Source organism: Kitasatospora sp. NPDC051164, assembly GCF_044455625.1.
Taxonomy (GTDB): Bacteria; Actinomycetota; Actinomycetes; order Streptomycetales; family Streptomycetaceae; genus Kitasatospora.
Genome location: NZ_JBITFB010000010.1, coordinates 200,909 through 214,182 on the forward strand (window position 1 = coordinate 200,909; position 13,274 = coordinate 214,182).

The following is a 13,274-nucleotide window of genomic DNA, read 5'->3' on the forward strand; positions in this document are numbered from 1 at the left end:
CGACCTGCAGGAGGGCTCGCGTGGTGACGTTCCGGGACTTCCTGGCACGGTTCCGCCCGACCGGAGCGCCCGGTGCGAGTGCGACCGGCGTTCCCGCGGACCGCGCGGCGGAGCTGGCCGCCGAACTGGGTCCGTCCCTGGACGAACTGACGGAGGCCCAGGAGGAGGCCGCGGCGATCCGCGCCGCAGCCGCACAAGAGGCCGAGAACATGCGGCGGACGGCCGCGCGGCGGGCCGAGGAGATCGTCGCGGAGGCCCGCCACCAGGCGCCGCAGGTCCGGGAGGAGGCCGCTTCCGCGGTGCGCCGTCCGGCTGAGGCCGAGGCGGGCGGGCTGCTTGCGGCGGCCGATCGGGTGGTGACGGACGCCCGCCGACGGGTTGCGGAACGGATGCCCGCGCTGGTCGACCGGGCGGCAGCGCAGGCGCTTGCGCAGGCCGAGGAGCCGAGGAGGTCCCGGTGAGCGCCGCGTGGGTCGGCGGGGTGACCCGGGCGCGGGCCCTGCTCTCCCGCTGCCTGGGGCTCCAAGGGGCGCGGGAACTCGCATCCGCCCCCACGCTCGGTGATGCCCTGAGGCAACTGGCGGCGACGCCCTACCGCAGGGACCTCCTCCCGGACGCCGACCTTGCCCAGGCGCAGCGAGCCGTCTCCGAGACACTGCTGTGGCACCTGCGGGTGCTGGCCGGCTGGCTGCCGCGCGCCGGTGCGAACGCGCTCCGGGTGCTGGCGGGCGGGTTCGAGATAGCCAACGTCGAGGGCCGGCTGCGCTCCTTCACCGGAGTCGAGCCTCCTCCGCCGTACCGACTCGGGGCGCTGGCGACCGCGTGGCACCGCCTGGCGCGGGCCGGGAGTCCCACCGAGCTGCGGGCCGCCCTGGCCGCCTCGGCCTGGATGGACCCAGGTGGCGAGGACCCGGTGTCCGTGGCCACCGCGCTACGGGTCGCGGCCGCCGCCCGGACCGCCGAGGCGGTGCCGCCCGCGCGGCGGTGGGCGGCGGGCCGGGCCGCCCTGCTGGCGGCCCGCGACCGGTACGTCACGGGGCGCCCGCTGCCTGCGGCGGCCGCGCGGCGCGCCGCCCCGCTCCTGGGGTCGCGGGCCGTCGGGGCGGCCTCGTTCGAGGAGTTCCGCCATCAACTGGCGCCGGACGCCCGCTGGGCGGTGGACGGAGTCGAGGACGCGGCGGACCTGTGGCGGGCGGAAGCCCGCTGGTGGACGGTTCTCGACCGGGACGGCGCGGTGTTGCTGCGCGGCACCCGGTTCGGCCTCGCGCCGGTGGTGGGGGCCGTGGCGGTGCTGTCCGCGGACGTGTGGCGGGTGCGGGCCGCGCTGGTGCTGGCCGAACGCGGCGGGCCTCCGGAGGCGTTCGATGCGCTGGGCTGAGGCGATGTCACCGGTCCGGATGCGGCGGGTGGCGGTCGTGGCGCCCACCGGGACGCTGCGCGAAACGCTGCTGCTGCTCGCGGAGGCGGGCTGTGTGGAGGTCGACCGGGTCGAGGAGGTGCCGCCGGGACCGGCGGGCCGACGGCTGCGGCTGCTCACCGCCGCGCCGGGCGGATCCGCCGCCCTGTCCGGCGCGCCGCCCGATCTCGACGCGCTGGAGCGGCGGCACCAGAGTGATCTCCTGGCGGGCGAGGCGGAGCTGGAGGAGCGGCTGGCGAGCGCGGTCCGGCAGGGCGAGGTGTCTGCCCTTGCGGGCTGGTGCCCCGCCGCGGAGGTGCCGCACCTGGCCGAGCGGCTGGGCCCGGTCGGGGGCGCGGTGCTGCCGTTGCGCCCGCCCCGCGGGGTCGACCCACCCACGCAGCTGCGCGATGGCGGGCGGGTGCACCGGGCGTTCGTCCCGCTGGTGACGACGTACGGCACGGTGCCGTACGCGGACCTCGACCCGTCCTGGCCGGCCGGGATCGCCTACGCGGTGATGTTCGGCCTGATGTTCGGCGATGCCGGGCACGGGTTGCTGCTCGTGCTGGCTGCGCTGCTGCTGTGGCGCGGTCGCCCCCGGCGGCTCGCGCGGCTGCGCCGGCTGTGGCCGTTCGTGGCCGGCGCCGGGCTGGCCGCCACGCTGGCGGGTGCGGCGTACGGGGAGTTCTTCGGTCCGACCGGGCTGCTTCCGGTGCTGTGGCTGGATCCGCTGGACGAGCCCGGGCGGCTGCTGCTGGCGGCCGTCGGCCTGGGCGGGCTGCTTCTGGGGCTGGCGTACGCGGCCGGGGTGTCGAACAGGTGGCGCGAGGGAGGCCCGGCAAGGGCACTGTACGCGACCTCCGGGGTGGCCGGTTTCGCGGTCTTCCTCGGCCTCGGCCTGGGCGGCTGCGGAACGTACCTGCACGTACCGGTGGCCGCGGTCGCCGGGGCGGCGCTGGCGGTCACCGGGCTGGCGCTGGCCGGTACGGGCCTTTTCGCCGCGACCGGTGGTGGGCTGGGCGGCGCGGCACAAACCGGGGTACAACTCTTCGACGTGCTGGTGCGCATCCTCGCCAACACCGTGTCCTTCGCGCGTCTCGCCGCATTCGGCCTCACCCACGCGGCCCTCGGGCAGGTGGTGTGGCACGGCACGGCCGCTCTGGCCGGGCGGGGTCCGTGGGCGCTGGTCGGGGCGGTGCTGGTGTTCGTCGCAGGCAATGCCCTGGCCTTCGCGCTGGAAGGCCTGGTGGCCGGGGTCCAGGCCCTGCGGCTCGAGTTCTACGAGCTGTTCTCGCGCGTGTTCGAGAGCCTGGGCCGGCCGTTCCGGCCCTGGCGGTTGCCCGTCCGCCGTACGGAGGTGAGCTGAGTGGTCACCTGGCTGATCACACTCCCGGTCCTGGCCGGGGTGTTCGGCGCCGTTCATCTGCTGACCCGGCGGCGCGGCCGTGCGGCCGTACGCTGGCTGCTCGGCGTGAACGTGCTGATGGTCGGCGGCGCGCTCGCCCTGCTGGTGACCGCGCTGAACAGCACCGCCCGGGCGGACGCGCCGACGGCTGCCGCGGCTTCGGGGTCCGGGTCGGCCGCGCTGATCGGCGCCGCGATCGCGGTGGCGGGCGCGTCGATCGGGGCGTCGCTGGCCGTCGCCTACACCGGCGCCGCCGCGATCGCCGCGCTGAGTGAGCGCCCGGAGCTCTTCGGGCGGGCCATGGTCATCGTCGGCCTCGCCGAGGGCATCGCCGTGTACGGCCTGGTGGTGGCGATCCTGCTGATCGGGAAGGCCTGACGTGGGCGCGGTGGCCGCCATCGGCGAGCGGACCCGGGTGGCCGGGCTGGCACTCGCCGGGGTGGTGGTACTGGTCGCCGAGCGGCCCGAGGAGGTGCGGCGGGCCTGGGCCGAGCTGCCCGAGGGCGCAGAGCTGGTCATCCTCACACCGGACGCGGCCCGGGCCGTCGGCTGCGAACTCGCGGAGGGGGCCCGGCCACTGACCGTCGTGATGCCCCCGTGAACGCCGAACCGCCGACCGACGCCCTGCGCCCGGTGCGGGCGGAGCTCCTGCGCACCGCCCGGGCGGACGCGGACGTGCTCCTCTCCGAGGCACGCCGGGACGCCGACCGTACGCTCGCGGCCGCCACGACCGAGGCCGAGGCGATCCTCGGCGGTGCCCGACAGGACGGGGCGGCCGACGGGCGGGCAGCGGCGCGGCAGGAACTCACCCGCGCCCGCAGCGCTGCCCGGAATGCCGAACTGGCCGCCCGGGGCGCGGCCTATGCGGAGCTTCGCCGACGCATCACCGCGCGCCTGCGCGAGCTGTGCGAGGCGGACCCGGCGCACCGCGAGCGGCTGGCAGCACGGGCACGATCCCTGCTCGGCCCGGATGCCCGGGTCGTCGGGCACCCGGACGGCGGCGTCCTCGCGACGGCCCCGGGCCGGGTGGTCGATCTCGGCCTGCCCGCCGTGGCCGACCGGGCGCTGGAGCGGATCGGCTCGGCCGCGGAGGCGCTGTGGGAGCCGTGACCCCGTACCGGATCCTGCGGGTCGCCGGTCCGCTGGTGGAGCTGGCGTGCTCCGGTGACATCGCCATGCATGACGTGGTGCTACTCGGTGACGCCGAACTGCCCGGCGAGGTGGTGGCGATCGGCGGCGGGGTGGCGACCGTCCAGGCGTACGAGTACACCGGCGGTCTGGCACCGGGGCATCCGGCCCGCCCTCGGGGCGGGCCGCTGCGCGCGGCGCTGGGGCCGTGGCTGCTCGGCGGTGTCTTCGACGGCCTGCTCCGCCCCCTTTCCGATGCCGGGGACCGGCTCGTCCCCGGCGGTGGCAGCCGCGCGAACGGCCGCGCCTGGCCCTTCGTCCCGTCCGTCGAACCGGGCGCGCGGACGGATGAGGGCGGCGCGCTCGGGACGGTCACCACCCAGGCGGTGCCCTTCCGCGTTCTGGTGCCGCCCGGCTGTTCGGGGCCGGTGGAGCGGATCGCCCCCGAGGGCCGCTATCCGGCCGACGCGGTGCTCGCGGTAGTCGGCGGCACCGAGGTCCGGATGGCTGCCGAGTGGCCGGTCCGCACCCCTCGCCCGGTGCGCGCGCGGATCGACGCCGTCGACCCCCTGCACACCGGCCAGCGGGTGATCGACCTGCTGTTCCCTGTGGCCCTGGGCAGCACGGTCGCCGTCCCGGGCGGCTTCGGCACCGGCAAGACCGTCCTGCTCCAGCAGATCGCCAAGTGGTGCCACGCCGATGTGATCATCTACGTCGGCTGCGGAGAGCGCGGCAACGAGATGGCCGACGTGATCGCCGAACTGGCCGAGCTGGACGACCCCAGGACCGGAGGGCGCCTCGCCGACCGGACGGTCGTGGTTGCCAACACCTCCAACATGCCGATGATGGCCCGCGAGGCGAGCGTCCACACGGGTGTGACGGTGGCCGAGTTCTTCCGCGACATGGGACTCGACGTGGTGGTGATCGCCGACTCCACCTCGCGCTGGGCCGAGGCGCTGCGCGAGTTCGCCTCCCGGATGGGCGAACTCCCCGCCGAGGAGGGCTACCCGGCCCGCCTCGCCTCAGAGCTGGCGGCCTTCTACGAGCGGGCTGGGGCCGTCCGTACCCTTTCGGGCGCCTTGGGCACGGTGACCGTGCTGGGCGCCGTCTCACCGCCGGGCGGGGACCTGGCCGAACCGGTCACCGCGCACACGGAGCGCTTCGTGCGCTGCCTGTGGACGCTCGACCGAGAGCTGGCGTACGCCCGCCACTATCCGGCGATCTCCTGGTCCGGCTCCTTCTCCCGCGACGTCGGAGCCCTGTCCACTGCTCGGGCGGGCTCCGGCGACCCGGGCTGGGCACGGCACCGCAAGCAGGTCGCCGCCGTGCTCACCGAGGCCGACCGGCTGGCCGATCTCGTCGAGCTGGTCGGCCTCACCGCGTTGCCGGACCAGGAGCGGATCAGTGTGCTGGCCGGCCGGCTGGTCCGGGAAGGGGTGCTCCAGCAGAGCGCGCTGTCCGCGCAGGACGCGTACTGTGCGCCGGAGAAGACCACCGCCCTGGTGGAGGCCGTTCTCGCGGTCGCCGCCCGGTGCCGGGCGCTGGTGGAATCCGGCACCCCGGCGGACGCGGTCGAGGTCGTCGACTTCACGCCGCTGCTGCGTGCCCGCGAGGAGACCGGGCCCCGGAACGCCGCGGGAGTGGCCGCCCGGCGGGACGCCGTCCTGCAGGCGCTGGCGCCAGGGGGACGGCCGTGAGATGGAGCGAGGTCGAGTACACCGACGTCCGCGAACTGCGCGGTCCGCTCGCGGTGGTGGGCGGGGTCACCGGGGTCGGCTGGGACGAGTTCGTCCGGATCACCCTCGGCTCGGGCGAGCAGCGGCACGGCCTCGTCCTGGAGGTCGACCGCGGCCTCGCCGTGCTCCAGGTGCTGGAGGGCACCGCGGGCATCGACCCGACGGCGGTGCGGGTCGCCTTCGCTGGCAGCCCGCTGCGCATCCCGGTCGGGCCGGGCTGGCTGGGCCGGATCTGCAACGGGCGAGGTGAGCCGATCGACGGCGGACCGCCGGTGTTCGGTGCTGCCGAGGCCGAGGTCGGCGGCACCCCGATCAACCCGGTTCGGCGCGTGCCTCCCTCCGAGCCCGTCCTCACCGGGGTGGGCGCCATCGACGTGCTCACCACGCTCGTACGGGGGCAGAAGCTGCCCATCTTCTCGGCGGCGGGTCTGCCGCACCTCGAACTCGCCGTACAGATCGCCGCGCAGTCCACTACCGGCGGCGAGGAGTTCAGCGTCGTCTTCGCCGGCATGGGCCTCACGCACGCCGACGCGTCCTTCGTCCGCGGCGCCCTCGCCGAGCGCTCGGCCGCCGGCGAGCTGGTGCTGCTGCTCAACACCGCCGACGACCCGGTGATCGAACGGCTGCTCACCCCCCGTCTGGCGCTAACCGTCGCCGAGCACCTGGCCTTCGACGGCGGGCGGCACGTCCTCGTGGTGATGACCGACATGACCGCCTACGCCGAGGCGCTGCGTGAGGTCTCCGCCGCACGGGGCGAGATCCCCGCCCGACGGGCCTATCCCGGCTACCTCTACAGCGACCTCGCATCGCTGTACGAACGCTGCGGCCGCATCCGCGACCGCCCCGGCTCGGTCACCGTCCTACCGGTCCTCACCATGCCCGCCGGCGACATCACCCACCCGGTCCCCGACCTCACCGGCTACATCACCGAAGGGCAGATCGTCCTCACCCGCGAGACCCACGCCCGCAGCGTGTACCCGCCGGTGGACGCGCTCTCCTCGCTCTCCCGCCTGATGCGCAAGGGGGCCGGCCCCGGGCGCACCCGGGAGGACCATCTCGACGTCGCCGCCCAGCTGCTCGCCGCGCTCGCCCGGGCCCGGCAGGTCCGGGAGCTCGCCGACCTCATCGGCCGCCCCGCCCTCAGCCCCACCGACCTGCGGTACCTGGAACTCGACGAGGCCTTCCAGCTCCGCTTCCTGGCCCAGCGCCCCGACGAGAACCGGCCGCTGGACGCCTCCCTGGCGCTTGCCTGGGAGGTCCTGCGCACCCTGCCCCGCGGCCAGCTCGCCATGATCCCGTCCGAACTGCTCGACCGGCACGGTGTCGCATGACCCCACCGCGCCCCGGAGGGCCGCACCCCGTATCGGGGCGGGCCGGACGGCTGCGCCTGCGGCACCGGCTCGAGGTCGCACTGCGCGGGTCCGAGCTCCTGGACCGCAAGCTCGCCGTCCTGCGCGAGCGACATCGACTGCTGGCGGCCGAGGAGGAGGCCGCCCGGCGGGCCTGGCACACGGCGGTGCAGGAGGCCGAGACGTGGCTGCTGCGCGGGCTGCTTCTGAGCGGCGATCGGGCGCCGGCGGCGGTCGTCGCGAGCCGGGCCGACGTCGTCGTCGAGTGGACGGTGTCGATGGGCGTACACCACCCGTCCAGGGCCGTCTGCACCGACGCCGTACGGGCACCCACCGAGGCATTGCCGGCCAACACCGCCCTCGCACACGCGGAGACCGCCTACCGCACCGTGGTGCGGACGGCTGCCGCGTACGCGGCGGCACGCACCGCGGCAGGCCTGGTCCAGGCCGAGATCGACCGTACCGGGCGGCGGGTCCGCGCCCTGCGCAGGCACTGGCTCCCGCGCCTCGCCGAAGCGCTGGCGCACCTGGACCAGGGGCTCGAGCAGGCCGAGCACGAGGACGCGGTCCGCCGCCGCTGGGCGGCCGGCGCGCCCGGCCGCTCGCCGACAGCGGGAGCGGGCTCCGCGGGCGGAGCCGACACGGCGCGATGACTCGCCTCGCGCTCCGCCCGGCGGCGAGCAGACCGGGCCGTCCGAAGTGCGGCTGGTGTCGCCGCTGCCCAGGCTGGAAGTGGTAGCGCAATCGGAGAACGGGAGGCCGTCATGGATCGCTTGGACGGCAGGGCCGCGATCGTCACGGGCGGCGCGCGCGGGATCGGCGCGGCGATCGCCCGCCGGTTCGCAGCAGAGGGCGCGGCAGTGACCATCGCGGACGTCCTGCGCGCGGAAGGCGAGTCGCTCGCGGCCGAACTCGGACCGCCCACGAGGTTCCACACCTTGGACGTCACCAACCCGCACGACTGGTCGGCCGCGATCGCGGAGGCCGAGCGCGCGGTGGGCCCGCTGTCGCTCCTGGTCAACAACGCCGGGATACTCGAATTCGGCAGCATCGAGATACAGACTCCCGAGTCCTTCCGCCGGGTCCTGGACGTCAACCTCTACGGCGCCTGGCTCGGCCTGCACACCGCGATCCCCGCGCTGCGCCGCGCCGGCGGCGGTGTCGTGGTCAACATCTCCTCCACCGCCGGCCTGATGGGATACGCCGAGATCGGCGCCTACACGGCCAGCAAGTGGGGGCTGCGCGGGCTCACCAAGGCCGCCGCCCTGGAACTCGCCCGCGACGGTGTCCGGGTCTGCTCCATCCACCCGGGGCCGATCAGCACACCGATGACCGCCGGGATGGGCGACTCGGTCGCCTCGAGCCAGCCCATTCCCCGCTTCGGCCGCCCGGAGGAGGTCGCCGCGATGGCCCTGTTCGTGGCCGCTGACGCCACCTACTCGACCGGATGCGAGTTCGTCGTCGACGGTGGCGCGACGACCGGCAGCATGATCCTCGCTGACCCCGAGACCTGACTCAGAGCCGAGTAGAGGTCGGCGGGGTCCGCTCCTCGGCCGACACCACGCTCCACCCCGAAGATCCTCCTGGGAGACCGCAATGAGAGCCGCCATCGGAGACCGCGTCATCGTGGAAGGCACGCGCCCCGGCGTACCGCGGCGCGACGGAAAGGTGACCGCGCTGCACCGGCCGGACGGCGAACCGCCCTGGGAAGTCCTGTGGTCGGACACCGGGCACTCCACCCTGTTCTTCCCCGGTCCGGATAGTCGCCTGCACCACTTCACCCGGCAAGCCCCGAGCAGGCAGGCGCCCCGGCCGTCCGACCGACCGCACACCTCCTCGGAGACGGAGCGGAGCGAGCCGGCCAGGCCCGGGGAACCCACTGGCGGTCCGGAACAGGCCATGCCGAGCGACCCCGGCGACCTCGGCAGACGAGTCGCGCTGCGTCGTGAGCAGCTGGGACTCAGCCGGGAACAGACCGCGGTCCGGGCAGGCATGGCGGTGAGGTACCTGGAGTACCTGGAAACCTCGCCCACCGATGTCGAGAGGGGAGCACTGGCCAGGCTGGCCGCCGTGCTGGACACGTCGGTCACACAGTTGCTGGGCGGCGGACTCGACCTGCCGCCCGGCCGCACGAGCGCCGCCGCGCACCCGGTGCTGGAAGAGCTGGCACGTTCCGAGTGCTGGGAGCGGCTGTCCACCGACGGAGTCGGCCGGGTGGCCCTGAGCACCACAACGGGTCCTATTGTCCTCCCGGTCAACTACTGGGTGCTGGACGGCACACTGATCTTCCGCACAGCTGCCGACGGCGCGCTTGCCGCCACCGTCGGCCAGCGCGTCGCCTTCGAGGTCGACCGGATCGACGAGGTGCTGCGCACCGGCTGGAGCGTGCTGGCCACAGGTGACGCCCATCGGATCGACGACCGGCCGGCGCTGGCCCACCTGAAACAACGCGACAAGCCGTCACCCTGGGCGGGCGGTGAGCGCGAGCTGTGGGTCCGGATCAGGCCGACCGAACTCAGCGGCCGCGTGATCCGTACCGCCGACGACCCGACGCGGTAACGCCCGTCCGACGACGGGCGCGTACTCCGGATGCGATCACCGCGTCCACCGCGGCACCTCCATCCGGGCACGACCCACCGCAGCGCTCTGCGCGACGACGCGGAGCCGTCGACCCGACCACGGGTCGGGCGGTCATGGCATGCCATCCTGATCGTCGCCCGTATGGTCCTTCCGCTGCGTCCGATCGGTGACCGACACCACCGTCGACTGGGCCTCGGACGAGGCCATTCTGCGCGGCGTCCCGCTGCAAATCCTGCACGCCTGGCTCGGCGAGACGCTGAACGCGCCGACCGGGCAGGAGACCAGGCTCACCCGGGACGCCGGCGAGGCGGCGCTCGGAGCGGCGCGTGAACAGGCTGGGCTGCACCGTCCAGGCCTCGCGGTCACCACCCAGCTGGCGGACGACTACGCCCGCGACGCCCTGCTCGCGGTGTCGGAGGAGGCGGATCTGCTCGTACTCGGAGCGCGCGGCTCGGGCGGATTCTCGCGTCTGCTGGTCGGCCCGACGAGCCTGTATGTCTCCTCTCACGCCCTGTGCCCGGTCGTCGAGGTTCACTCCGCCGACGGCCGGTCGACGGCCGGCGGCGTACTGGTGGGAGTGGACGGGGAGGACGGCAGCGATGGCGTGCTCACTCTCGCGTTCGAGGCCGCAAGCAGGAGGCGCCTGTTGCTGCAGGCTGTCCATGCCTGGAGCTATCCCCTGGTCAGTGGGCCGGGTCACGCGTTCCCGGCCGTGTACGAGGAGGAGCACGTCGCCGCCGAGCGGGAGCGGCTGCTGGTCGAGGCACTTGCGGCCGGGCGCCAGCAGTTCCCCGATGTCGAGGTGACCGAAGTCGCGGTGCGCTCCGACGCGGCGCGATTGCTGGTGACTCTCTCCGAGGCCCATCAGCTGGTGGTGGTCGGGCGCCACGGCGCGGTACGCGGGCCCATGCGGCGGCTCGGCTCGGTGAGCCAGGCCGTGGTGCAGCACGCGCACTGCCCGGTTGCGGTGGTACCGGTGGGCTGATCCGGCCGCCGGTCGGGACTGGCGACGCGGGGCCGCCCGGTCTCGAACGAGCGGGAGGCGAGCCGGGGCCTTCAACCGGTACCGTAGCCCCCCGCCGGGGACTCGATCACCAGGACCAGGAAGAACGTTCCCGCCCCCTCTGCACTCAGCCGCCGCCACCCGGACCGCTGGCTTGTGGTCATCCGTCCCACCTCCCCGGTAGTTCCTCCACGGTGCGCCCTACGGGCATCGGTCGGCCAGGGCCTGTCAGGCCACCTCGGTGACCACTTAGTGGTCTGCGCCGGAAGTCCTTCGGGGGTTGACTCCGGAGCCGATTTCGTGGGCGGTGCTTGCTCAGATGCCGGGCGGTGAGGTAGAGCTGTCAGGCACAGTCGAGGACGTCTTCGGGGCTGCCGATGGTGCTGGCGAGGTGGAGGGCGAAGCCCCAGATGCTGGCGGAGCCGCGGTAGCGCAGGCGCATGAGCCTAACGGTCTCGCCGCCTGCCTGCTCGCCGTCGACGTAGGCGGGCGCTGCGGTGGCGGACGTGCACGGCGGCCAGCTGGGCTATCTCGGGTTCGAAGACGTAAGACATGCCTAAGGCAACAGGCCACGTTCCGTACGTGCCTTACGAACATCTGAGGGGTCTTGAGGCACGTTCGGCACATGAGGGCTGTGAAGGCCCGCGCTCGCAAGGTGAGCACGATGATCACGCGCAGTCAGTGGGCGGGCACTGTATCCATGGTTCCGACGACCGAGAGGAGCTGCAGTTTGCCGGCGGTCTCGGAGGTGGGGGGCGCGGTGTAGGCGACGATACGCAGATCGTTGTCGACGGCGGTGAGGACGTCGCAGTCAAGGTCGAGGCGTCCGACGGTGGGGTGGTGGAGGGTCTTGCGCTCGGAGGCGAAGGGGATGACGGCTCCCTTGGCCCACAGGGTGGCGAATCGGGGGCTGGTGTCGAGGAGGTCGCTGACGAGTTGCCCGACGAAGCGGTCGTGGGGGTAGCGGCCGTGGGTGATGCGCAGGTCCGCGACGAGCGCCTGCTGGAACCGGTCGATTTCCTCGGATTCCAGCAGGACGTCGTCCAGAGGCCGGGTGAAGACCGTCCACGCTACGTTTCCGGGCCGTCCCGCCGCGGTGTGGCCGAACACGGAGGTCCACATCGGGTTGCCGGTGATGAGGGTCCATGCCGCGTCGTAGACCGCGACGGGCGTGTCCGCGAGGCGGGTCAGGAGGCGTTGGACGCCCGGGGATATGTGCGTGGGAACGACCAGGTCCGAGGGCGGAAGGTGATCGGCGAGCCGGTAGAAGTGGGCGAGCTCCTCGCGTGAGAGCCGCAGTGCCCGGCCCAGGGCCGCGACGGTGGCCGCAGAGGGGTCCGCACGCCCCTGTTCCATGCGGACGATGTAGTCGACCGAGAGGTTCGCGAAGGTGGCCAGCTCCTCGCGGCGCAGGCCCGGGACGCGGCGGGCCGGCCCTGGGGGCAGCCCGAGGTCGGCGGGCTGGACACGGTCGCGCCAGGTGCGCAGGAGAGCTGCGAACTCGTTCGGCTCGGAGGTCATGCGTCCAGTGTCGCGCGGGGGCGCATTGTGTGGGTGGTACGGGCAGTCCCAGGGACGTCGCGGGCCAGGGACGCCGACGTCGGCAGGCCTACGTTGATGGAGCAAGGCCGCACCACGGTGCTCCGGAAGGACCGGAGGCGCCCGGCCTCGCCCCGCACAGAACGGCAGTCATCACCATGAGCACCTCCCCCAAGGACGCCCTCGCCACCGCCCAGGCCTTCATCCGCGCCTTCGAGGACCGCGACAGCAAAGCGGTCGCCTCGCTGCTCGCGCCGACGGCGAGCTTCGTCATCCCCCTCTCGATCGAGGGCACCCCGGCGCCCTGGTACGTCTTCGAGGACCCGCAGAGCATCCTGGGCTACATCAACTCCGTCGCGGCGAAGTTCGACCACGTCGCCTTCCTCGACCAGGTCTGGACGGCAGGCGCTGATGGCCGGTCGGTCTTCCTGCAGGCCAACGGCGACATCCTGTCCACCGCGGAGAAGCTCGTCTACAACAACGTGTACATCTTCCGCATCGACGTCCAGGACGGGAAGATCGCCAAGGTGTGGGAGTACGCCAACCCCGTCGCCTACGCCAACCTCGGCATCCAGAACTCCGAGGCCGAGAACGCCGCGCAGGCTCGCTGACACCGACCCGCGCACACCGCAAGCCTGCGACTCGCGGCGCTCCTCCGCCCCGGCGGACCGCCTCCCCAGCGGCCGGAACGCCGTGGGCGAAACGGAACGGCAGCCGTGAGTCCCATGGCCCGCACACGTGAGACCCGGCAGCCCCCTCGGGATCTGCCGGGTCTCACGGCGTCCATCAAATGATTTCGGTCGAATCGTTTCCAGTCCTAATGAACGCAAGTGTTCCGACCGGAACACTTGGGACTGATGTTCGGCCAGCGTGCCTAATGTGCCTTCACGGCCTCAAGGCTGCTGACCTGCCCTGATGGCCACCAACCCTAGATAACGCTGGGCGCCAGTGGATGCCGGGCAGCCGCTGGGCAGGGTTGTCGACGAGCGGGGCCAGCGACCAGGTCTCGTCCGCGTAGCGGCTGTTGAGGTGGGCGTGGCGCGCGATGACCAGGTCGGCGGGGATGACCGGGGTGTGCGGTGCGGGCGGAGCGAGCCGGCCCTGGTGCGCGCCGGCGAGGGGTGTGGTCACGGGTTGA

General features: G+C 73.7%; 15 protein-coding genes and 1 pseudogene. 14 read left to right on the forward strand and 2 right to left on the reverse strand.

From position 1 onward, the window contains the following. The first annotated feature begins 20 nt into the window (after window positions 1-20). The 13 genes and pseudogenes from ACIBEC_RS17275 to ACIBEC_RS17335 all read left to right on the forward strand — a co-directional run bounded on the left by ACIBEC_RS17275 (window position 21) and on the right by ACIBEC_RS17335 (window position 10,579). Window positions 21-461, forward strand: coding sequence for a hypothetical protein (locus ACIBEC_RS17275; protein ID WP_360503972.1), 441 nt, complete (start codon window positions 21-23; stop codon window positions 459-461). Then, window positions 458-1,378: a hypothetical protein gene (locus tag ACIBEC_RS17280; protein ID WP_360503970.1), complete on the forward strand. Its 921-nt coding sequence runs from the start codon at window positions 458-460 to the stop codon at window positions 1,376-1,378. Before ACIBEC_RS17275 ends, ACIBEC_RS17280 begins: the two co-directional genes overlap by 4 nt. After that, a complete protein-coding gene (locus tag ACIBEC_RS17285; RefSeq protein ID WP_360503968.1) occupies window positions 1,365-2,762 on the forward strand; it encodes a V-type ATPase 116kDa subunit family protein in 1,398 nt (465 codons plus the stop codon). The genes ACIBEC_RS17280 and ACIBEC_RS17285 overlap by 14 nt, the downstream gene beginning before the upstream one ends. Beyond that, window positions 2,763-3,179: an ATP synthase subunit C gene (locus ACIBEC_RS17290; RefSeq protein WP_360503966.1), complete on the forward strand. Its 417-nt coding sequence runs from the start codon at window positions 2,763-2,765 to the stop codon at window positions 3,177-3,179. Window position 3,180: 1 nt separating this feature from the next. After that, complete coding sequence (locus ACIBEC_RS17295) at window positions 3,181-3,402, forward strand: hypothetical protein (protein WP_360503964.1); 222 nt, start codon at window positions 3,181-3,183, stop codon at window positions 3,400-3,402. Beyond that, window positions 3,399-3,911 (forward strand): hypothetical protein, encoded by a 513-nt coding sequence (locus ACIBEC_RS17300; RefSeq protein ID WP_360503962.1) that lies wholly within the window; start codon window positions 3,399-3,401, stop codon window positions 3,909-3,911. Before ACIBEC_RS17295 ends, ACIBEC_RS17300 begins: the two co-directional genes overlap by 4 nt. Beyond that, window positions 3,899-5,626 (forward strand): V-type ATP synthase subunit A, encoded by a 1,728-nt coding sequence (locus ACIBEC_RS17305; RefSeq protein ID WP_360503960.1) that lies wholly within the window; start codon window positions 3,899-3,901, stop codon window positions 5,624-5,626. The genes ACIBEC_RS17300 and ACIBEC_RS17305 overlap by 13 nt, the downstream gene beginning before the upstream one ends. Next, window positions 5,623-6,996: a V-type ATP synthase subunit B gene (locus ACIBEC_RS17310; RefSeq protein ID WP_360503958.1), complete on the forward strand. Its 1,374-nt coding sequence runs from the start codon at window positions 5,623-5,625 to the stop codon at window positions 6,994-6,996. The genes ACIBEC_RS17305 and ACIBEC_RS17310 overlap by 4 nt, the downstream gene beginning before the upstream one ends. Then, a complete protein-coding gene (locus tag ACIBEC_RS17315; RefSeq protein ID WP_360503956.1) occupies window positions 6,993-7,667 on the forward strand; it encodes a V-type ATP synthase subunit D in 675 nt (224 codons plus the stop codon). The genes ACIBEC_RS17310 and ACIBEC_RS17315 overlap by 4 nt, the downstream gene beginning before the upstream one ends. A 111-nt stretch (window positions 7,668-7,778) precedes the next feature. Continuing rightward, window positions 7,779-8,528: an SDR family oxidoreductase gene (locus tag ACIBEC_RS17320; protein WP_360503954.1), complete on the forward strand. Its 750-nt coding sequence runs from the start codon at window positions 7,779-7,781 to the stop codon at window positions 8,526-8,528. 82 nt (window positions 8,529-8,610) lie between these two features. Next, a pseudogene (locus tag ACIBEC_RS17325) lies at window positions 8,611-8,769 on the forward strand (DUF1918 domain-containing protein); the annotation flags it as partial. Window positions 8,770-8,913: 144 nt separating this feature from the next. Then, window positions 8,914-9,573 carry a pyridoxamine 5'-phosphate oxidase family protein gene (locus ACIBEC_RS17330; RefSeq protein WP_360504016.1) on the forward strand — a complete coding sequence of 220 codons (660 nt, stop codon included), beginning with the start codon at window positions 8,914-8,916 and terminating at the stop codon, window positions 9,571-9,573. Between the two features lie 187 nt (window positions 9,574-9,760). After that, complete coding sequence (locus tag ACIBEC_RS17335; protein WP_360503952.1) at window positions 9,761-10,579, forward strand: universal stress protein; 819 nt, start codon at window positions 9,761-9,763, stop codon at window positions 10,577-10,579. 696 nt (window positions 10,580-11,275) lie between these two features. On the opposite strand, the gene ACIBEC_RS17340 is transcribed toward ACIBEC_RS17335, so the two are convergent. Then, window positions 11,276-12,118, reverse strand: a complete 843-nt coding sequence (locus ACIBEC_RS17340; RefSeq protein ID WP_360503950.1) for a helix-turn-helix transcriptional regulator — start codon at window positions 12,116-12,118, stop codon at window positions 11,276-11,278. 176 nt (window positions 12,119-12,294) lie between these two features. On the opposite strand from ACIBEC_RS17340, the gene ACIBEC_RS17345 reads away from it, so the two are divergent. Beyond that, on the forward strand, window positions 12,295-12,747 hold the full coding sequence (locus ACIBEC_RS17345; protein WP_360503948.1) for a nuclear transport factor 2 family protein: 453 nt from the start codon (window positions 12,295-12,297) through the stop codon (window positions 12,745-12,747). 274 nt (window positions 12,748-13,021) lie between these two features. Here the strand turns inward: ACIBEC_RS17345 and ACIBEC_RS17350 are convergent, their stop codons facing one another. Further along, window positions 13,022-13,267: a hypothetical protein gene (locus ACIBEC_RS17350; RefSeq protein WP_360503946.1), complete on the reverse strand. Its 246-nt coding sequence runs from the start codon at window positions 13,265-13,267 to the stop codon at window positions 13,022-13,024. Window positions 13,268-13,274: the final 7 nt, after the last annotated feature.